The sequence below is a fragment of the Caenimonas koreensis DSM 17982 genome (assembly GCF_009646335.1).
Lineage (GTDB): Bacteria > Pseudomonadota > Gammaproteobacteria > Burkholderiales > Burkholderiaceae_C > Ramlibacter > Ramlibacter koreensis.
In genome coordinates this window covers 1-18,188 of the sequence record NZ_WJBU01000030.1, presented here as the reverse complement: position 1 = coordinate 18,188, position 18,188 = coordinate 1, and the positions used below count along the sequence as shown (strand labels likewise).

General features: G+C 67.0%; 18 protein-coding genes and 2 pseudogenes. 4 read left to right on the top strand and 16 right to left on the bottom strand.

Annotated features, from left to right (window positions below; all coding sequences use genetic code 11):
• Positions 1–145: 145 nt before the first annotated feature.
• Positions 146–766, top strand: a pseudogene (locus GHT07_RS20695) (IS256 family transposase); the annotation flags it as partial.
• A 172-nt stretch (positions 767–938) separates the two neighbouring features.
• Here GHT07_RS20695 and istB read toward each other — a convergent pair.
• On the bottom strand, positions 939–1,742 hold the full coding sequence (istB, locus tag GHT07_RS20690) for an IS21-like element helper ATPase IstB (RefSeq protein ID WP_153586990.1): 804 nt from the start codon (positions 1,740–1,742) through the stop codon (positions 939–941).
• On the bottom strand, positions 1,739–3,232 hold the full coding sequence (gene istA / locus GHT07_RS20685) for an IS21 family transposase (RefSeq protein WP_153586989.1): 1,494 nt from the start codon (positions 3,230–3,232) through the stop codon (positions 1,739–1,741). The genes istB and istA overlap by 4 nt, the downstream gene beginning before the upstream one ends.
• Positions 3,233–3,355: 123 nt before the next feature.
• Between istA and GHT07_RS20680 the strand changes: the two are divergent.
• Both GHT07_RS20680 and GHT07_RS20675 read left to right on the top strand, forming a co-directional pair.
• Positions 3,356–3,958, top strand: a pseudogene (locus GHT07_RS20680) (IS256 family transposase); the annotation flags it as partial.
• Between the two features lie 142 nt (positions 3,959–4,100).
• Positions 4,101–4,715 (top strand): PDZ domain-containing protein, encoded by a 615-nt coding sequence (locus GHT07_RS20675; RefSeq protein WP_153586988.1) that lies wholly within the window; start codon positions 4,101–4,103, stop codon positions 4,713–4,715.
• A 25-nt stretch (positions 4,716–4,740) separates the two neighbouring features.
• Here the strand turns inward: GHT07_RS20675 and GHT07_RS20670 are convergent, their stop codons facing one another.
• The 10 genes from GHT07_RS20670 to GHT07_RS20625 all read right to left on the bottom strand — a co-directional run bounded on the left by GHT07_RS20670 (position 4,741) and on the right by GHT07_RS20625 (position 13,142).
• Positions 4,741–5,418: an ERCC4 domain-containing protein gene (locus tag GHT07_RS20670; protein ID WP_153586987.1), complete on the bottom strand. Its 678-nt coding sequence runs from the start codon at positions 5,416–5,418 to the stop codon at positions 4,741–4,743.
• A gap of 80 nt (positions 5,419–5,498) precedes the next feature.
• On the bottom strand, positions 5,499–5,708 hold the full coding sequence (xseB, locus tag GHT07_RS20665) for an exodeoxyribonuclease VII small subunit (protein ID WP_153586986.1): 210 nt from the start codon (positions 5,706–5,708) through the stop codon (positions 5,499–5,501).
• A complete protein-coding gene (locus GHT07_RS20660) occupies positions 5,705–7,576 on the bottom strand; it encodes an exodeoxyribonuclease VII large subunit (RefSeq protein WP_153586985.1) in 1,872 nt (623 codons plus the stop codon). Before GHT07_RS20660 ends, xseB begins: the two co-directional genes overlap by 4 nt.
• Before the next feature lie 112 nt (positions 7,577–7,688).
• Positions 7,689–8,294 (bottom strand): hypothetical protein, encoded by a 606-nt coding sequence (locus GHT07_RS20655; RefSeq protein ID WP_153586984.1) that lies wholly within the window; start codon positions 8,292–8,294, stop codon positions 7,689–7,691.
• Positions 8,291–9,550 (bottom strand): DNA methyltransferase, encoded by a 1,260-nt coding sequence (locus GHT07_RS20650; protein WP_153586983.1) that lies wholly within the window; start codon positions 9,548–9,550, stop codon positions 8,291–8,293. Before GHT07_RS20650 ends, GHT07_RS20655 begins: the two co-directional genes overlap by 4 nt.
• Positions 9,551–9,580: 30 nt before the next feature.
• Positions 9,581–10,843 (bottom strand): tyrosine-type recombinase/integrase, encoded by a 1,263-nt coding sequence (locus GHT07_RS20645; protein WP_153586982.1) that lies wholly within the window; start codon positions 10,841–10,843, stop codon positions 9,581–9,583.
• Complete coding sequence (locus GHT07_RS20640; protein WP_153586981.1) at positions 10,771–11,442, bottom strand: hypothetical protein; 672 nt, start codon at positions 11,440–11,442, stop codon at positions 10,771–10,773. Before GHT07_RS20640 ends, GHT07_RS20645 begins: the two co-directional genes overlap by 73 nt.
• Positions 11,442–12,122 (bottom strand): hypothetical protein, encoded by a 681-nt coding sequence (locus GHT07_RS20635; RefSeq protein ID WP_153586980.1) that lies wholly within the window; start codon positions 12,120–12,122, stop codon positions 11,442–11,444. The genes GHT07_RS20640 and GHT07_RS20635 overlap by 1 nt, the downstream gene beginning before the upstream one ends.
• 10 nt (positions 12,123–12,132) lie before the next feature.
• Positions 12,133–12,687 (bottom strand): hypothetical protein, encoded by a 555-nt coding sequence (locus GHT07_RS20630; protein ID WP_153586979.1) that lies wholly within the window; start codon positions 12,685–12,687, stop codon positions 12,133–12,135.
• A complete protein-coding gene (locus tag GHT07_RS20625) occupies positions 12,684–13,142 on the bottom strand; it encodes a hypothetical protein (protein ID WP_153586978.1) in 459 nt (152 codons plus the stop codon). Before GHT07_RS20625 ends, GHT07_RS20630 begins: the two co-directional genes overlap by 4 nt.
• 314 nt (positions 13,143–13,456) lie before the next feature.
• Here GHT07_RS20625 and GHT07_RS20620 point away from each other — a divergent pair, with 314 nt between their 5' ends.
• Positions 13,457–15,229 (top strand): hypothetical protein, encoded by a 1,773-nt coding sequence (locus GHT07_RS20620; RefSeq protein WP_153586977.1) that lies wholly within the window; start codon positions 13,457–13,459, stop codon positions 15,227–15,229.
• 246 nt (positions 15,230–15,475) lie between these two features.
• Here the strand turns inward: GHT07_RS20620 and GHT07_RS20615 are convergent, their stop codons facing one another.
• From GHT07_RS20615 to GHT07_RS20600, 4 genes are all read right to left on the bottom strand, one after another.
• Positions 15,476–15,718 carry a hypothetical protein gene (locus GHT07_RS20615; protein ID WP_153586976.1) on the bottom strand — a complete coding sequence of 81 codons (243 nt, stop codon included), beginning with the start codon at positions 15,716–15,718 and terminating at the stop codon, positions 15,476–15,478.
• Entirely contained in the window at positions 15,715–16,374 is a 660-nt protein-coding gene (locus tag GHT07_RS20610; RefSeq protein ID WP_153586975.1) for a hypothetical protein, read from the bottom strand. Before GHT07_RS20610 ends, GHT07_RS20615 begins: the two co-directional genes overlap by 4 nt.
• A gap of 53 nt (positions 16,375–16,427) precedes the next feature.
• Positions 16,428–16,724: a hypothetical protein gene (locus GHT07_RS20605; protein WP_153586974.1), complete on the bottom strand. Its 297-nt coding sequence runs from the start codon at positions 16,722–16,724 to the stop codon at positions 16,428–16,430.
• A 124-nt stretch (positions 16,725–16,848) separates the two neighbouring features.
• Positions 16,849–18,042 (bottom strand): hypothetical protein, encoded by a 1,194-nt coding sequence (locus GHT07_RS20600; RefSeq protein WP_153586973.1) that lies wholly within the window; start codon positions 18,040–18,042, stop codon positions 16,849–16,851.
• Between the last annotated feature and the right edge of the window lie 146 nt (positions 18,043–18,188).

Here is an 18,188-nt window from a genome sequence, read left to right as displayed (position 1 = left end):
GTTTTTAATGTTTTCAAAGCGCGAAGGGCTTTAGCCCGTAGCGCTTGGAGAGCATCAGTGGCCGACTCCTGATCGGGGGTGGCCATCGTGGATCCGGATAAGGTTGAGGTGCGACCCAACAACCGAAATCCTTGAAGGAAACACGATGACCACCGCGACTATCGCACTGACCGAGCTTGCCGAGAAGGGAGCCGACATCGACGTGCTGCGCCAGATGGTGCAGTTCATGGCCCAGAGGCTGATGGAGCTCGATGTGGACGGGCGCTGCGGAGCCGGCTACGACGAGAAATCGCCCGAGCGCGTGAACAGCCGAAACGGCTATCGCGAGCGCGCCTGGGACACCCGCGCCGGCACCGTCGCCTTGAAGATTCCCAAGCTGCGCAGCGGCAGCTACTTCCCCGAGTTCCTGGAGCCACGCCGGACCGCGGAGAAGGCGCTGACTGCGGTAATCCAGGAGGCCTACGTGCAGGGGATCTCCACGCGTTCGGTGGACGATCTGGTCAAGGCGCTGGGCATGAGCGGCGTCTCCAAAAGCCAGGTCAGTCGGCTGTGCGGCGAACTCGATGAGCGCGTGGGCGCGTTCCTGAATCGTCAGATCGAAGGCGACTGGCCCTACCTGTGGATCAACGCGACGTACGTGAAGACGCGCGAGGCCGGCCGCATCGTGAGCGTGGCCGTGATAGTGGCTGTGGGGGTGAACACCGAGGGCCAGCGCGAGGTGCTCGGATTGAAGGTCGGAGCCAGTGATCGGCGTCAACTATTTTGGCCGCTCGGCGTCAATTATTCTGGCCGGTGAGAGGCGGGAACGTGGTTTTCGGTGTTCGGTCTTCTGGTCTCCTTTCATTCGGCTGCCACGCGCGGTGGGCAAGTCACGGACCCGGAGGGCTGTCCACAGGCTTGTCCTGTGGGCAGGTGACTTGTCCACGGCGCCACCCCCGTCAGGCCACGGTCTCTCGAGTGCCTGAAGGTTGCGTCCGACGGGCGGCCTGGGTGCCTTGTGCGGCACGACGCCGGTAGCTCTCGACGTTCATCTCCAGGATCGTGGCGTGGTGCACCAGGCGGTCGACCGCAGCCAGCGTCATGGCCGGCTCGACGAACACTTCTCCCCACTGTGAGAAGGGCGTGTTCGCCGTCACGGCGAGACTCTTTCGCTCGTAGCGCTCCGCGATCAGCTCGAACAGCACCGAGGTCTCCGACTGGTCGCGCCGCACGTAGCTCAGGTCGTCCAGGATCAGCAGGTCGAAGCGATCGAGCTTGGCGAGCTCCTGTGGTAGCCGCAGTTCCTGGCGGGCCGCCTGCAGGCGTTGCACGATGTCGCTGCAGCGCGTGAACAGCACCCTCTTGCCGGCGTCCACCAGCGCGTGGCCGAGCGCGCTCACGAGGTGGCTCTTGCCCACGCCGGGTGGGCCGAACAGCAGCACGTTGGCGCCCCGGTCAAGCCACTCGTGGCCCTCCGCCAGCGCCATCACTTGCGCCTTGGACACGCTTGGCACGGCGGCGAAGTCGAAACTGGACAGCCGCTTGTCAGGGCTCAAGCAAGCCTCCGCGCGGTGTCGGTCGATACGGCGCGTTTCTCGCTCGGCCAGCTCGTGTTCGAGCAGTGCCTCTAGCAGCCGGTGAGCGGGCCAACCTTCGCGATCCGACTGCGTGCACAAGCTCATGGCGAGCCGTTTCATGGTGGGCAGGCGCAGCTCGGTGAGCATCAGATCCATGCGCCCGGCGGTGATCGTCGCGCCGCTCATTGCGCCACCTCCAGCAGTGCGTCGTAGCCGGCCAGCGTCGGCAGTTGCACTGCCACATCCGGCACGTCACCTCGGCGCGGCGCGACGAGCTCGGTCAGTGCCTCCAGGTCGGGCAGTTGCCCCATCTCCAGCACCTGCTCCAGTTCGTCTGCCAACTGCGCTTCGTGCCCTTCGGCTGCCAATGCAAGCAGACCAACCATCGTCTTGCAGGCGTCGCGCTCGGACAGTTGCGCCGACAGGCGCTCCCACGTCTGGCGGTACACGTCACGGGGGAAGACCGCGTCTCGTAGCACCCAACGCGCGAACGCGCCGGGCTTGCGTTTGAGCGCAGCTACCAGATGGCGGTAGTCGATGCGGCGTGGATGGCGCTGCCCACCCTGGCTCGTGGCCCTGGGGACCTTCAACACGCATTGGCCGCCAAGCCAGCATTCGACCTGCTGGGGATACAGGCGCACCATGACGCGGTGGCCGATCAGCTGGCTCGGCGCGCTGTACTGCACCCCCTTGACCGTGAAGATGGCGTACTTGCTCACCCGCGCCGGAAGCTCCTCGTACTCGGAGGTGCGCCGCGCGGGCAGCAGCCGCAGCATCGGGCGCTCCACCGCCAGCGCCTTGCTTACGCGAGCGTTGAAGCGCTGCACGATCGTGTCGACGAAGCGCTCGTACTCTGACTGCGTGTCGAAGCGCCGCGTGCCACGCAGCCGCAGCGCCTGGTCCAGCGCGGTCTTCAGCGAGTCGTGGCGCGACTCGATCGAGCCGTTCTCGTGCGATTGGCTCGGATTGCAGCGGCTGGCCCGCATGCCGTAGTGCTCGCACAGGCTCTCGTAGCGGCGCGTCAGCTCCTGCTTTTCAGCCAGGTTGTTGAAGGCCGCAGACAGGCTGTCCGTGCGGTGTTCCTCCGGCACCCCACCCAGCTTCCACAAGGCCGCCTGCAAGCCTGTAGACAGCGCCAGGAAGCTCTCGCCACTCGCGACCAGCACGGCGTGCCGCCACCCTGAGTGCGCCAGCGTGAACTGGTAGAGCCGATGCGGGAAAGCGGCTCCGTCGATCTCCACCGCGAGGTCATCGGCCACGGTGAAGTCCGACAGGCCCAGTCGTCCCGGCGGATGCTCTTGCGCGAAGAAGATGTCTCGCTCGGCGCCGTGGACGGCGCGCCACTGGCGAATGCGACGCTGCAGCGTCCGCAGCACACCCGTGCCGTACTGGCCGGGGTAGCGCCGCTGCAGTTCCTCCAGCAACGTGACGCCGTTCAGCAGCGGGTCCTGCCGCAGCAGCGGCACGACCTCGCCTTCCCAGACGGGGGCCAACGGGTCCTTGCGGGTTCGCCAGTCTCGCGCCGGCTTCTGAGACGGCAGCGTGTCGCTGCCTTCGATGCGCCGCGCGCTGCATTCGCTGATGCCAGCCTTGGCGGCGGCCGCCACTTGGCTGAGCTGGTTGCGGTGTTGCTTGTACTTGTGCACTTGGTGGTCCGTGATCTTCTTGCCGGGCATCCATGGGTCTCGCGTAATCGTCGCGACCGCACGGTAACCCCGCCTCCCGGACCTGCCCGGTACCGGTCTCAACCGGCCAAGATAGTTGTCGTCAGCCGGCCAAGCTAATTGTCGTCAACCAGAGCCAGCGAGGCCGAACCGTTCTGGACGGAGTTCCTGCGCAGCCTGAACCGACGCGGGCTGCGTGGCGTCAAACTGGTGATCAGCGACAGCCACGAGGGCATCAAGGCGGCCGTTTCGAAGGTTCTGAAGGCGACTTGGCAGCGTTGCCGGGTCCACTTCATGCGCAACGCCCTGGCGCACGCGGGCAAGACCCAGCGGCGCATGGTCTCGGCGGCCATCGGCACCGTGTTCGTGCAGGACACCCCGGAGGCGGCCAAGACGCAGTGGCGCTCGGTGGCCGATCAACTTCGAAGCAAGTTCCCCAAGCTCGGAGCATTGATGGACGACGCCGAGAACGACGTGCTGGCGTTCATGACGTTTCCGCGAGCGCACTGGCCCCAGATCTACTCGACCAATCCGCTGGAGCGCTTGAATGCCGAGATCAAGCGACGCACGAACGTCGTGGGGATCTTCCCCAACGACGCGTCGATCACACGCCTGGTGGGCGCGATGATGCTCGAACAGAACGACGAGTGGAGTTTGAACCGCCGCTACATGCAGCTCGAAGGTCTGCAGACCCTCTGCGATACTGTGCCGACTCGCCTGCCCGCCGTGGCTCGCTGAGTGACGTGCATCTCAGCCTGTCCGGGCTGTGGACTTACACCACGTCTAGGGACACGACCATCGCGCGGGTCGCGAGCTGAGGGATCATTCGTGGTTCGTGGCGCGATTCCTAGGGGTTTGTTCGGACGTCAAACCGCCTTAAATGGCACAGAAACCGACATCACCCCGCATCGCGAAGCTCAAGGAGGCGCTGGACACCTACATGGACGCGGGGCGCTTCTGGGACGCTGCCATCACGTTCTACGCCCGTCGCGACAACTCCGTGGCGTACTTCGGAGGGCTCCCGGTGCGACAGGTCGGCCTCGAAGGCCTCGTCGCGAAGCACGGCTTGCCCACCAGGAACGCAGATCTCCTTGGCCTGCACGTCGGAGTGCCGACGGACGTGGGACGACAGACCATGTGGACCAAGGCAACCAACCTATCGGAAGTCGGCTTGCGCTACCTGCGCGACCCGCGCGCTGCGGCCGCCGATCGTGCCGCCGCGGAGGCTGCCGCCGCTCCGCCTCGGGCCAGCATCTTCGGAATCGTCGCCGAGCCTACGGCTTCATCTGGAATCCGGGTGTTGCAGACCGACGCAGCGCTACAGGGCATCCGTCAGGGCGACCACATCATCGCGGTCGGCGACACGAAGGTCTTCACCCTCGGTGACCTGAGGGAAACGCTCGCACCCCTGGTCGCATCAGACAAGGCAGTGTTGATGTTGGTGAGCCGAGACGGCATGCAGCACTTCCTGAACGTGAAGCTTCCGAAGGAGTAGCTTCGCGCGGCGCCTGCTGTGGCCGTCAGCGATCCGGAGCAGCGCGAGTAGAGCGGAACGCGGTAGGCTGGTGCCGCAGCGCTGCATCGATGGCGCTGGCAGTCTTCGGCCCCACCCCAGCGCATTTGCGCAGGTCCTCCGGTGCTGCTGCAAACACGGCCTTGGCGCTTCCGAAGTGGCGCAACAAGGCGCGAGCCGTCTCTGCGCCAACGCCAGGAAGCCCCTCCACGAGGAACTGCGGCAGTGCGCCGTCGGGTGCTGCACTGAGCTTCGGCTTTTTCACGCGCAGTGGCACCTCGTAACCCAGTCCTTCCGTGCTGTGGCGCACCATGCAGCGAAGGAGGCTGGCCGTGCTCGCGCTGTCCGGCATCCATAGAACCTGGACACCCCAGAAGATCGACAAGGCGGAAACGGCGCCGGGCAGCGCGTCCTCGACCATGTTGGTATTGGCAGCACGGATATCGCCCTCGAGCAGCAGGAACGGGCGCTCCGCGTGCTGGCACAGCAGCTCGGCCTGCGGGAACAGGCGCCCGTCGTAGATCGACTGGAACAGGTCCACGCCGGTCTTGCGCTCGATCAGGATGTTCCCGATCCGGTAGTCGCCGGCGGCAAGCTCCTCGGTCACGAACTCGACCCCACTGCGTCGCAGCATCGCGGGAATGCCGCTGTTCGTTTCGCGGCTGTCCACCACAAGACCAGACATGTGTCGCCCCCCAGTTCACGCGCGGATGGTCCAAGTATGCCTGCTCCATCGCAGAGCAGCACGTGCGTTCCACGCCGGCCTCAGCGTGCTTCGTTGCCGGGTGTCGCCGCGTCCTTCAGAGCTGCCTGGAGCGCTGCGTCGACCGCGGCGATACGTTCCTCGCACACCCGGTAGGCCGCGACCGATTCATTGACGATCCGCAGCAGGTCGTCGATGTTCGGCTCTTCCTGTTCCCGCAGCGCCTTCGCATGGCGGTTGAGCACTTCGAACGCTTCCTTGAACGTGGTCATTGTCGATCGTCCTTCTTGAGTGTGGCGTGCACCACGCCGTCCTGAAACTGCAGGCCGATGTCGGCGCAGCTCGCTGCCTGTTCGGCACTTGTGACCGGGTCGCCCTGGGAGTTCCTCACGACGGCAAAGCCTCGCCGCAGCGTCTTCTCAGGCCCCTGGCCGATGATCTCGCGCATGAGGCCGGCGCTCGCCTCGCGCGCCCGATGCACAGCGCGCATGCTCTCCTGCGCGATCTCTTGCAGAGAACGCTGCTGCGCATCGCGGCTGCGGGCGACCGCTTCGGCGCAGCGTTGAAGCACGCTCGCGTGTGTCCAATCCGCATCGTGCGTAGCGCGCGTCAGTAGCGCACGAGCCGCGTGTGTGGTTTCCTGCAGGGCGTGGCGCGCCGCCGATCGCTGGCCGTCCACCGCCCGGGCGCTCACTTCAAGCAACGCGCCTCGGGCCGTCTGCGCCCCGTGGCGCGCCGCGGTGATGTGAGCCCGCGCTGAAGCAGCGACCTCGTGCATTCGCAATGGCGCCTCGGCTCGCGCCTTCGCCAGTACGCCCTGGGATTCGACGTTGACCACGCCTATGCGCTCCCGCGAGTGTGTCGTCGCGCGATGGATGTGCTGCCTGGACAATTCGCGGACCTCGGCCAGGAGCGAATCCGTGCCGCGCGCGGCCGCTGCGTGCAGCTGCAAAGCCCCGTGACGAACATCGGCCACGTGCTGGCGGATCACGCCTCGCGAACGCTGCACGTGGATTCTCGCCAGCGCGCAGATCTCCTCGAACGCCGCGCGGGCGTCGCGCGCCCGGGTGGCGATCCCTGCCTCGATCCCCACGATGACCTTGCTCGGTGTGTCGAACGCGGTGTGGGCGACCTCGTCGACGAGGGTGCTGTCGCGCTGGTGTCCGATTCCTGTGAAGACCGGCGCCGGCGCCTCGCACACGAAGCGGCACAGGCAGTACTCGTTCAGCCACGCGAGGTCATTCACGGCACCGCCGCCACGGATGATCACGATCGCATCCGGGACGATGCCGCGGGCAGCAAGGCTCCCGAGTCCCTCTGAGGCGGCGGCACAGATCTCGTTCGCCGCGCCGGCGCCCTGGAAGCGGCTGTGGGCGTACGTGAATCGGCACACGCCGGCGAGCTGCAGCCGCGCGGCCTCCGCCTGGAAGTCGCCGAGCCCGGCCGCCTGCTCGGGTGCGATAACGAGCACTTCGGTGAAGTCCCATGGCGCAGGCAGTTGGCGATTGCGGTCCCACAGTCCTTCGGACTGCAGCCGCGCGCGGATCTCCCGCTTGCGCGCCTCGAGGTCGCCCAAGGTGTACTCCGGGTCGATCTCCTCGATCACCAGGCCGAAGCCATACTCGGCGTGCATGCTCGGCTTGGCGCGCACGAGGAGCTTGATCCCCGGTGCGAGCTCCATGCCTGTGTCGCTCAGGAATCGGGGCAGCAGCTTCTGCGCCACCGCCCCCCAGATCATCGCCCGCGTCTTGGCCAGCACCCGCCCGCTCTCGTCCCGATCTGCAACTTCGAGGTACACGTGGCCTCGCGCGGAAACATCGATGACCTCAAGCCGCGTCCACACCCCCTCACTGAATGCGGAGTGCACTGCGGCGGACACCCGTTGCATGAGTGCGGCCAGTCGGATGCCCTTCTGGGTGCTTGGAAGGCTCTCTGCCTGAGGTGCGCTGGCTGCAGCGAGCGCTCGGCTGTTGCTGGATGGCTCGGGCCTCCCTACGGCCGCAGGGAGCCAGCGGGCGAAGGGCTCCAGAGCCAGCCCGTCCGGGACGAACCACTTGCGCTCGTCACTGTCCCACCGGGCGCCGAGTTCCTTCACCCCGGTGCGCTCGCTGTAGGGGGCGGTGAGATAGGTTCTGCTCAAGCTTCGGCATCCGCGGATGGTCGGATGGTAATGCCGCCCCGCGCTGCCGCGGGTGCTGCCCAGCGGCAGCGCGCAGCGGGGCCTCGCGATCGACGTTCTTCCGGAGCCCGGCTCACGCGCGGTAGATCTCCGCGACGGGTGCTCCCCCGCCAGCGGCGATCATCCTGCCGACCGAGGTGGGACCGCTCGCTCCCGTGTCGACGGCGACGGTCTGCACCACCAGGCCATGCAGCCTCTCGGGAGACAACAGCCCTGGCATCCCCTGCGTTGCGAATCCCGGCCGACCCAACACCGAGCCGTCGCGCAAGCGATAGACGAGGTAGAGCCAGTGCCCGGTTAGCCTTCCCTGCTGCGCTTCCCGGGCCCGGACGAAGGTCTGCGTCTGCGTGAGCGCGGCCAGTGCGGTGACGATGAGGCCTTCGGCTTCCTCCGTGTCCCGCGCCAGATTCGCGTCGGCCGCCTCGCGGATGCCATTCGCGCCGTCGCGTGCACTGGCGGCCATCGCGGGTGCCGCTTCAAGCGCTCTGAGGAGCCGGCGGAATTCACTTTCCGCAAGGCCGCCGGCGACCGACCAGGCGGTGGCCACGTCGACGAGGTAGACGAACGTGTCGAGCGAAAGCGCGCCCTGGCCGAGTTGCGCGTGACGCCCGACGCTGAACGACCAGCCCGGGTTCGCGCGCTGCATCAGCTCGCGCCACATCCTGTGTTCGCCGCTCACGCGTGACCTCCCGTCTTGAGGTCGAAGGCCGATTGGAAGCCCTCGGCGTGCTGGAATGCATACGCGGCGCCCATCAGGTGTTCCCCCATCAGCTCGGTCGCCAGCCACCTCCGGCCGGTTTGCTCCGCAGCCAGGGCGGTGCGCAGCCACCCGCCGAAGCAGTCGACCACCAGTTGGTCCTTGCGCGTGAGGAACTCGACCAGGAACTTGGCCAGTCCCAGGGGCATGCAGGCGCCGTGCGTAGGCAGTCCTGCCGAGATCGCCGCCTGGCGCATCGCGCGGTGGGTGGCGCCGTTGTGGGTGAAGTTCTGCACGTTACGCGGAATCCGGCCCGCGGTCTCGGCGCCGAACGAGCCGACGCGAAGCCGGTAGGCGCCATCCCCGTAGTTGGTCGTTCGCTTTTCGCCGCCGCGGGCGATCAGCCCCGCGTGACGCTCGGTATGGGGCTGCAGCACCCGCCGGTTGTCGGAGAAGCAGGCTGCCGGGTTGTTCGTGAACCAGAGGACCATTTCGTAGGTCGCCGAGAGCTGGACCCGCTGGATGCTCGCCCATCGCACCGGGCCCGGCGGGCGTGCTGGATTGGTCCAGATGATGCGGTCCATGAGGTGGAGGTCGAAGCGCCGCTTCAACGCGAGCGTGGCCTCCTCGAGATAGGTGCTGCGCGCAGGGGAACCCGGTTCGAAGCAGTCGGGACTCAGCGAGAGGGCGATGGAGCCGCCATCGAGCAGGTTCGCGACGATCGGCTCCAGGGCACCGCAGATGAAGTCCGTGAACTCGCCCGCCGTCACGCCTCCGTAGGCGCGTGGCTTGCGAATGGGGTAGGGCGGTGAGGTGAGCAACAGCGCGATCGGCTCGTCGATCCGCGGGAACACGTCGTGGCACGAACTCCAGAGCGCCAGCCCCAGGCGCGTGCTGAAGGCCACCAGGACCATCCCGGGCCTTGCCGGCGTGAGCTCCTTGGCTTGGGGCTTGAGCTGCCACACACCGCGGCGGCCGGGGACCTTCTCCAGCAGGCCGAGTTGCCGCAGGGTCTGCTGGTGCCAGCGCATCTTCCGGTGGACCAGGTTGCGGTCGCGACAGGATGCCGGCGCGGCCGCCTTGGGCTGCCAACGCTCCGGGCTGGCTTCGACCTCGGGCTGCAGCTGGGCATAGAGCGCATCGTTGGCCACCGGCGCTCCGCTCAGGTAGGCTCGCAGGACGGGGCGCAGTGTCTCGGGGACGGCGGCGAGGAGGTCGGGTTCGCAGGGAAGACTCATGCCCTCAAGCTACAGGGCAACCGCACGCTGTCAATGCGTCTTGTCGCTCTGCTGGCTCGCCTGCGTGTCCTCGGCATCCTCGGGCGTGGCCTTCGCGGCGCGCAACGCGTGCTCCATGGCCGAGACTCTCTGCTGGCTCGCCTGCGTGTCCTCGGCATCCTCGGTTTTCGCGGCGCGCAAGGCGCGCTCCATGGCCCAGATGTCCGCCAGCACCAGCGAGGCTTCGTCCGCAGGAAGGCGTGCCGTCAGTCCGAGAAGTGCTTGAGGGTCCTTGAAGCCGGCGTCGTAGAGCAACTGCGTGTAGTCCTGCTTGCGTCGCAGGCGTTCCAGCAGCACGCTGTTTCGCAGGACCATCGGGCTGTATTGACCTTCGAACTCGGGGGCCGGCGCACCTGCATCGGCCTGCACGTGCCGAACCTTCGCGGTCGCTGCCAGGAGGGTCTTGCGGATCAGGGTGTAGAGCTGCAGGGGGGCGTAGATGCCCCGTTCTCGCCTTTGCGACAGGAACACCCTGTCTCTTGCCTCCAGGGCGATCTTGTCCTTCGCGGCGATTTCGCTGCGCACATCCAACCACGCATTCAACTCGCGGGAGGAGTCCAGCGAAAGGTGCAGGGTCCGCTTCTGCGCGCCCCGCTTTCCGTCGAGGTCGAGCGTCAGCCGTTCGGCGTGATCGAGCTTGGTGGTGACCTGGGCGAGCTGCAGGCCGCACAGTTCCGCCGGAGTGAGGGCGGCGTCGTACGCCACGAGGATCAGCGCTCGATCGCGTTGGTCCCTCCAGTGCCGGATGGTCGGAAGCACGGACGGGATCGCTTCGAGCACGTTGGGAGGCACGACAGCGGCATCGCGCTTCTCGGGGGGTGGCTGCACCTCCGGAAACGGAAGCGTGGCGATCCAGCCCTTCATCTGTGCATGCGCGTAGATGCGCCTGAAGATCGACCAGTAGCGCCTCCTCGTCGTGGAAGAGAACGGCTCCGTCAGCTCATGGCGATTGGCCTTCGAGTCCTCACTGCGGCCGTGGTAGAGGAAGCGATCCAGGAGCTCGGGTGTCGCCTCGAGGACGTGAGCTGCGCGCGGCTTGGAGGCGCCCGGAGGCACTTTCTCAAGCCAGTGCGCCCACAGTACCCAACGCTTGCGATACTGCCGGGCGCTCGCCGGCGAGATCTCGTCCTTGCCAATCGCGTTGTGCGCCCTCAGCCAGCTGTCGAAGATCTCCTCAGCCTTCAAGCGAAGACCCTCGGCAACAGGAGCCTCCTGGATGGTGCTGCGACTGTTGGTGTTGGTGTTGCTTTCCATCCGGTGACATTCTCGCGCGCCGCAGGCCGGATCATGGCGCGGCGGATGTGTCCTGCGTACACGGCGGCCGCCTTGTGGAGCGCTGCGGACGCACAACGGCGTTCAGCCCAGTCACGCTGCGCGAGCCGCGCGCACTCCGCCTGGAACGCACGCAGCGCTTCCGCCAGCGTCGCCCGCGCAGGCGCCGGCAGGTCACGCAGCCGTGCGACGGCAGGCAGAGCCAACACGGGGTTGCGAACGTCTTCCCTCGCCGAACGGTCTGTGCCGGGGTCCACCGGCTTCTTCGCTGTGGGGGGATCGCCCGTGGCGCGGCGCAGGCACGCGGGGTGGTCCGGCAGCACCGCACGCTGGCGCAGGTGCCTGGTGAAGGTGGCCACCGCGACGAAGTACGCGGCCACCGGGGCCTTGTGCTTGGCCCAGCTGTGCTGGGCGCGATGGGCACAATCCAGTTCGAGCTCTGTCAGCAGCTCGCCGAGCGCCAGTCGAACCGGAAGAGGCAGCATGCGGACGCGCTGCACGGCAGGAAGCGCGAGCAGGGGATTGGCGCTGCAGCGGCGCTGCTGGCGCTGCGCCCGGCGCGTCGAGGTGGGGTGGTCCATCAGAAGAACAGCACCCGCTGACCGCCGACCACCCTCTCCCGCAGGCCCGGGACGCTGGCAAGGAAAGCGGCACGCTCCTGGCGGCCGAGGCCGGCGCGGCTGAGCACAGTGCCGACCTGGGCCTTGAGGTAGCCGCCGGCGGCGAGCGGCGCTGTGGTGCGCAGCAGTGCGAGCAGGCGGCCCGTGGTCGGCGTGCGGCGGGAATCCTCGGGCGCCTGCACCGCGAGGCGCGCAACGCTTGCCAGGGGGAGGGACGGTGGTGCCTGCAGCGCATCGTGCGCGACCAGGCAGGCAGCACCCGCCGCGGCGACACGTTCTGCACACGCGAGGAGAGCGAGGTCGCCCGAGACGATCACGATGGTCTCCTGCGCCGTGAGGTGTTCCCGCAAGCGCTGGCCAATGGCGAGCATGAGAGCAGCATCGGCCGCTTCACGCTGCAGAGGTACCGGCTGGGCGCTGGTGCTGCGGGTCAACTGGGGATCCTGCAGGAAGCTGGCGTGCCACTGGCTCAGCGCCCACGCGTGGTTGTTGCCGGCGAGGAAGGCCAGACGAGGGGTGTAGCCTCTTGCGCGCAGGGTGGCCAGCAGAGGCCGCGCCAGCTGGTGGCGCTGGTTGTCGGTGTCGACGTAGATGACGCAGGGCCGCACGCGGGGCGACTTGGGGGAAGATGCAGACTTCATGAGGTGTGCCTCAGATCGCGCCAATGCCGCGACGGTAGCCGTGCAGCGCCCAGGCGAATGCCGTGGTCTTGTGGCGGCCGCCGGCGAGATCCGTCGCTGCTACCGGGGCAGCAGCGTCGTGATAGGCCGCCTCGAACCAGGAGGCGAACGACGCGCCTTCGGCGCTCGTGAGCGGAGCGCCCGAGCGCTCGTAAGCGCGGAGGGCAGCCAACGCCGCTTCCTGGGCCTGGGCCAGGCCGGGCGGGTCCCCGGGCCGCGGTGCCAGCCCGCCCCATTCCGAGAGCGAGCGCAGGGCGCCGAACGCGTCGCGCTGCAGGCCGTTGGCCGCTTTGACGATGTACTGCAGCAGTGCGACCCGAAGATCGGGACTTGCGAGGAGCGCCAGGCCCTCGTCCGAATCGAGATCGACGGCAACGCCGAGGGCAGGGCGCCCGTCGACACGCAGGAAGCGAGCGTAGCCATGCTGGATGTCGAGGCGCCAGGGCAGGCCCAGCGCCGCCACATCGGGCGGAACGCCCACGGCGCTCGCGGAATGGGAGGGAGGATCGGACGGTCTGCGAGTCATGGGTGTTCGGAGTGGAGCGGCCGCGGGCGAACGGTCGGGCAGGCCACCTGCCCGGTCGGCATGTTGTCGCGCGGCGTGAAGAGGAAGCACTCGGCGGAATCGGTGTCCGCCTGGCGTGGGCTGCGAAGTGCCAGCAAGAACTGCCGTCGGGCGAAGAGGTTGCCGCGGGCGAGCGCTTCTTCGGCGGCGTTGTGCAGCAACCAGGCGGCCGCAGCGCGCACCGTGCTGGTCACGGCACGGCTGGTACCCAGCCTCACAGGCGGGAACGGGCTTGTCATGCGGCCGGTGGCCGTGAGCACGACTTCACCTGTCGCCAGCAACATCCCCACTGCCCCGGGTCTTGGCGGGTGGTCGGTGCCCCCGCCGCCGCTCTCATGCTCGGCGTTGGCGATGCGCGTCAGCGGCCCTTCGGGGCACGAGAGGCCTCCACGTCTTGCTTCCAGTTGATCGACCACGCTCTTTTTCGCCCTTGCTTGTTCGCCGAAGGCCAGAAGTGGCCGCGGCTGAAGTCAAGATACGAGAGAAGGGCTTGACGTCAATCCCCTTCGCGGGCGCAGCGCGTGAGCAGGGACGGGTCGGCGGAGCCAGTGCATCGTGTGAGGGCGAAGTGGCACGAAGCTTCACGGCGGGAAACGACGGCGAGCCGTGTCCGTCGCCATTGCGCGGACGAAGGAGCCGTCGTGCAAGTGTCAAGCGCTTCTATGGTGCGAAATGGGCCTTCCGCAGCGATGCCGTTTGCTCGTACGATGGAGGCGCCCACCTTCTGAACATGCCCACCACTGCTCCTGTACTCGAACACCGGAATCTGCGCTTCCTTCTGCGTGCGTTTGTGGACGCGCATCCGCAATTTCGAGCGCTGAGTGCGCAGACGCTGTGCCAGGTGCTGGCGCCGGCGATGGCGATCGCCTGGTGGTCGGCGAGGAACATTCCTGCAGTGGCGGCACGCGGCAGCTTTCGAGTCCTGGTCGCCGGCGCGGGTGCCATCGAATGCATGGACGGAGGGCGTTGGCTTTCCTTCCTGCCCTGGCTGCTTGGGCAGCCGGGGGGCGCGTGCGAAGTCGTGCTCGTTGGGGATCAACTCACGCGAGGCCTCCAGCCGTCTCAGGGCAAGTCCATTGAAAGTCTGCGTGCGGAGTGGGCGACCCCGCTGGCTTCTCTGGTTCAAGACCGTAGGCCTGCTTCGATCTTCAATGGGCGGCTCGCGCAGTACGCTTCCGAGCACGGCGGCTTAAGGAGCTTCGACCTGTGCGTGCTCTCTCACCCGGGCTTGGAGGTCGACCCTGCTGGATGGCTGAACGACGCGGGGATGGAGGCGCTCGCGGCTCGTGCATGTCCGATGGTCGCGTTCGGCTATTCGGAGCTCGACGTGCGCGCCGACCAGCACATTCTGCATTGCGTCGGCGCCTTGGCATCGCCCATCGAGGTGGTCCAGAACCCTTTCAGCCGGGACTCGCACCAAGACATGGGTGCCTTCGGCGGGTACGCATGGCGGTGGCCGGACATTGCACCGGCGCGCGCGCTGGATTTCGAGAGCGCCGATGTCGCGCGCTTCCTGGACTCGTTCGAGCTGAGCCGGGCCGAGTTCGCCGAGCGCGGCGACGCAGCTCTGCGCGGTCTTGGCGACTCCCATGTTCGCAAGCGGCGCGGCGGAGGCGAAGTCAGCCTGATCAAACTTCCTCGTGGCTTCTATGTTTCGGAGGCGGATGGGGAGCTGGGCGACCTGGGCTGGAAAGGCCAGTTCACGCCTCTGGAGCCCAGCGTGCGCGTGCCCCTTTCGGTCCTTCGCTCCCGGCCTGGACCTGACTTCCTGCACCGACAAGTTTGGGCGGTCGAAGTCTTCCGTCACCATCTGGACCCCGTGCTCCGATCGCAGTCAGACCGCCTCTTTGCTGGCGTGACCAAGGGCAGCATGGAGGGCTGCTTGGGCGACATTCTCGAGCGCATTGGGCATGGTGATGTCGATCCTCAGGACTTCATGGAACAGATGCGGGCCTCCGGAGGCCTGCGCGGCCCGATGCATCCGAACTGGGCAGATCTGCTCGAAACCCTGGGTTGGCGGCTCTCCCAATACGTCGAGGAGCCAGTGCGCCTCACGCCTGCGTTCGTGCTTGAGGCTTCGCAGCGCAGGATCTTGCTGCCTGCGATCGTCGAGAACTACGCCTACATGCCCGACGACCCGACCGACGATCTGGCTCAGGAGGCGATGGCTGTGGTGTCAGCGCGCCACCCAGACGGTGCCGTCCTGTTCTTCAACGGCATTCCGGTGTGCACCATCGACGGCAAGCCGTATGCGTTCGGAGGGATGCTATGGTGGCAGCGCAAGTGGCGGCCGTTCGCGCTGTGCGCGAACATGAGCGGTGCCGACGCCCTGCTGGAGCAAGCGGAGGCGGGCTTCAGCTTCGACAAGCCGCTGGCCCGATACGCCGATGATCCGTGTCTGTCAGTTCCATTCGCGCGGATGTGCCACGGCCTGGATCCGAACGAGGACTGCAACATGGTTTCGCTGCGACTCGGAAAGTGGGCCACGCTGATGCCGGGCTGACCGGCGGGGGCCCCTCACCGAGCGCCGAGGTTCGCGGATGCCCTCCGCGGCCCCGCCGCTGAGGCCCGCAGAGCTGCAGTGCGCCGCTGGCCGCTGGCGGCCAGCCGCCACCCCTCGCTCACGGCCGGGTCCGCCAGTTCGCTGCCGGTGAGGACGCCCGGCGGCGCCGGCGGCCACGCCTGCGGATGCACGCGACTGAACCGCCAGCACGCTTCCCAGCACCGCGTGCTTGACGCGCGCCGCCAACTACTTGCGGAAGGTCCCTTTCTCACACCAGAACCGCGTTCTCACACCTGGCTGCTGCTGGAACAAGTCGGCAGCGATTTGGCAGTTCTCAGCGTTGTACTTGTCACCGTCGGAGCTGTCGAAGGTGCTGATGTGATAGCGCGCAGTGGAGTCAAGAACGCTGTTGCGGTAGAGCGTATGCGTGCCAGAGACGTCGCACGCGCTGAGAGTCACGCCGACTCCACAGAGAAGCAGCAACCTCATGCCGCCTCCTGCGCCAGGTGTCGAGCGACCTTGTAGCGGGCGCATTCGCCACCGAAGTCGTGATCCTCTTGGCCCGTGCGCTCCTCCATTTCGCAGAAGGTCTCTGGATGCAGCTTGCGCACCAAACGATCCCTCTTGACGATCTTGTACTCGTCTTCCGCTTGTTCCAACGCAGCTTCAGCGTCACCTTTGCGGTTCCACACGTACCCCAACCCCATGAACAGGCCCACGACGGCCCCGAAGACAAGGCCTGTGTCTCCGCCTGCGTACTTGCCGATGGCAGTGCAGATGACTGCCAGCACAATCCCAGTTTCCCAAGGCAGGCGGCGCACTGACACCTTGGCCCTGTTGACCGCGGCCTGTGCCGTTTGGATGTCTCGGTCGAGCAGCTCGCTGTGAACCTTCTCCAGCTTCCGCAGTGCCCGTATGAGCTGCTTGCGCAGCGATACGTCTTCCACGCCGAAATAAACGCGGCGAACGCCAAAGCGCGTGTGGTCGGCTTCGTCTGCGAAGTATTCCTCCGGAGGCACGTTGTCACCGTCGATGCCGAGGGGGAACATGGACCCTTCTCGCGCACGGTCAGCGGCCTCTGTGATCCCGGCTTGCGCCTCCAACTCCGACACGCGATCCCGGTGCGGCTGGAGCAGCTTGTTCATTTCTGCGAAGAGCATTGCTCGACCCTCCACCTATCAGCAATATCGGTGCTGGCCTACTCTCCCTTGGAGAGAAACGGGCACTGATCCTTGCCCATGATGTTGTTCGGTGCGTGCCAGTAAACGGTCGTCTGCACGCTGCGTCCAGTGAAGTAGCGGCACACAAGCTGGGACTGACTGGCTTTGCCAAGGTCGCCCCATTCACCCTCGACGAACGACTCACCCGGGTTGACCTTGTGCTCATAGACAAGGATGCGTCGGTCGCTGAGAAGCAGGACCAAAGACACGATGAACGCCAGGACACCCAGTCCGAGGAGGATCTCGGCGCCGAGGGGCCGTTTGGGTTCCGTCATGGAGCGGAACTGTAGCAACTGCCGAATCTAGGCTGCCAAGGTGTCGACTAACGGAGGAATTCCCGACAACGAGTGCGGTTCGCGCTCACATCAGCCGAGCCCAGGGCCCCAAGACCCAAGCCCACTAGCGCAGGCCTTCGCCGATCTTCAGGGCGGTCGCGTATGCCTCGCGCAGCGTCGGGGACCTCGCCGCGCCCGACTGCAGCTGATAGTGCGCGAGCAAGGCGGCACGATCATCCCCCACAAGCGCGAGAGGCACCAGCAACGCGGCGGCCGCATGCTGCGGCTGCCGCTCCTGATCCAGAGCGCCCGCAAGTCCGAGCCAGCACCTGCCGCAGGTCGGCGCCAACGCCAGGGCCTCTAGGTATGCCGCGCGTGCGTCGCCGGCTCGCTCGTAGAGCAGGTGGGAGGCACCTAGTTCGGCAAGTGCGGGGGCGTGGGTGGGGTCTGCGTCGCGCGCCTGCTCGAAGAGCTTGTGTGCGTCTTGCGTGAGGCCCACCTTGAGCGCCTCGAGTCCTCGCCGAAGCAGCTCCTCGGAGCGGACGCGGTCGCCGGCCGCGGGCGGTGGCATGCTTGCCAAGCGCGCGATCGCGCTCTTCACAGCCGGCTTCTGGCTCGCGGCGGCGGCTTGCATTGCGACTTCGAGGCATTCCGGCGCTGCGACACAGGCCTCGGCTTTGGCCATCAGGGCTTGGTCGACCATGGGAACAGGTTCTGCGCTGGCCGCAGGCAGCGGCGCCGCGGCTGCGGGCGGGGCCACGTCGCTGCTGCGGGGCGCCGGCGCTTGCGCCACGGCGGGCTCGGCCCTCGGCGCGGCCATGGGAGGTGATGCGGGCTTTGCAGGCGCCCGCTCCTCGCCGGTTGCGAGCCACGATGCAGCTGCGCCGCCCAGCAACGCGAGGCCCAGCACCGTCGCGGCGACACCGAAACCGCCGGCTGCATCCGTCGCTTGAGGGCGCGCGGAGCGGGCAGCACCCAGGAGCACCTCGCCCTCCTCACCATCGCCACCTGCGCCTTCGAATTCGTCTTCTCCCTGCACGGCCTGGCGTCTGGCCGAGCGAATGAGGTGGATGCACTCGTCGCGCTTGAGCTTGCTGCTGAAGTTCAGATCGACCGACTCGAAGTCTCCGTGCAGGAAGAGTCGTTTGCCAGCCTGCCTGGTCATTCCTTCGATGGCGTCCAGGTCGATCGCATAGGGCTGCATCAACCGCTTGGCGGCAGGAGCCACGAGAAGCCATTGCCCGAGGCTGATGGTTGCCGGCGTCGGAGGCAGGAACACGAGGCGGCGCTCAGCGTCGACGACAACTCCGATCAGCACCAGAGCCTGCACCCTGCCGGGGGTCCATTTGATTTCAGTGTCAAAAGTGACGGTTCGCATCGCCAGCAACGGCGCGGCCCTCGGCCGGTAAGTTGTTGATTTCACAAGGATTGCTGTTCGGTCTGGCGCGGCGTATCTTTGGCTGC

Excerpts from the sequence above, each read along its gene's own strand:
- GHT07_RS20645 (WP_153586982.1), bottom strand. The coding sequence starts at position 10,843 with ATGGAAAGCAACACCAACACCAACAGTCGCAGCACCATCCAGGAGGCT.
- GHT07_RS20675 (WP_153586988.1), top strand. The coding sequence starts at position 4,101 with ATGGCACAGAAACCGACATCACCCCGCATCGCGAAGCTCAAGGAGGCG.
- GHT07_RS20670 (WP_153586987.1), bottom strand. The coding sequence starts at position 5,418 with ATGTCTGGTCTTGTGGTGGACAGCCGCGAAACGAACAGCGGCATTCCC.
- GHT07_RS20605 (WP_153586974.1), bottom strand. The coding sequence starts at position 16,724 with ATGACGGAACCCAAACGGCCCCTCGGCGCCGAGATCCTCCTCGGACTG.
- GHT07_RS20650 (WP_153586983.1), bottom strand. The coding sequence starts at position 9,550 with ATGAGTCTTCCCTGCGAACCCGACCTCCTCGCCGCCGTCCCCGAGACA.
- GHT07_RS20620 (WP_153586977.1), top strand. The coding sequence starts at position 13,457 with ATGCCCACCACTGCTCCTGTACTCGAACACCGGAATCTGCGCTTCCTT.
- GHT07_RS20635 (WP_153586980.1), bottom strand. The coding sequence starts at position 12,122 with ATGAAGTCTGCATCTTCCCCCAAGTCGCCCCGCGTGCGGCCCTGCGTC.
- GHT07_RS20640 (WP_153586981.1), bottom strand. The coding sequence starts at position 11,442 with ATGGACCACCCCACCTCGACGCGCCGGGCGCAGCGCCAGCAGCGCCGC.
- GHT07_RS20630 (WP_153586979.1), bottom strand. The coding sequence starts at position 12,687 with ATGACTCGCAGACCGTCCGATCCTCCCTCCCATTCCGCGAGCGCCGTG.
- istA (WP_153586989.1), bottom strand. The coding sequence starts at position 3,232 with ATGCCCGGCAAGAAGATCACGGACCACCAAGTGCACAAGTACAAGCAA.
- GHT07_RS20615 (WP_153586976.1), bottom strand. The coding sequence starts at position 15,718 with ATGAGGTTGCTGCTTCTCTGTGGAGTCGGCGTGACTCTCAGCGCGTGC.
- GHT07_RS20610 (WP_153586975.1), bottom strand. The coding sequence starts at position 16,374 with ATGAACAAGCTGCTCCAGCCGCACCGGGATCGCGTGTCGGAGTTGGAG.
- xseB (WP_153586986.1), bottom strand. The coding sequence starts at position 5,708 with ATGACCACGTTCAAGGAAGCGTTCGAAGTGCTCAACCGCCATGCGAAG.
- istB (WP_153586990.1), bottom strand. The coding sequence starts at position 1,742 with ATGAGCGGCGCGACGATCACCGCCGGGCGCATGGATCTGATGCTCACC.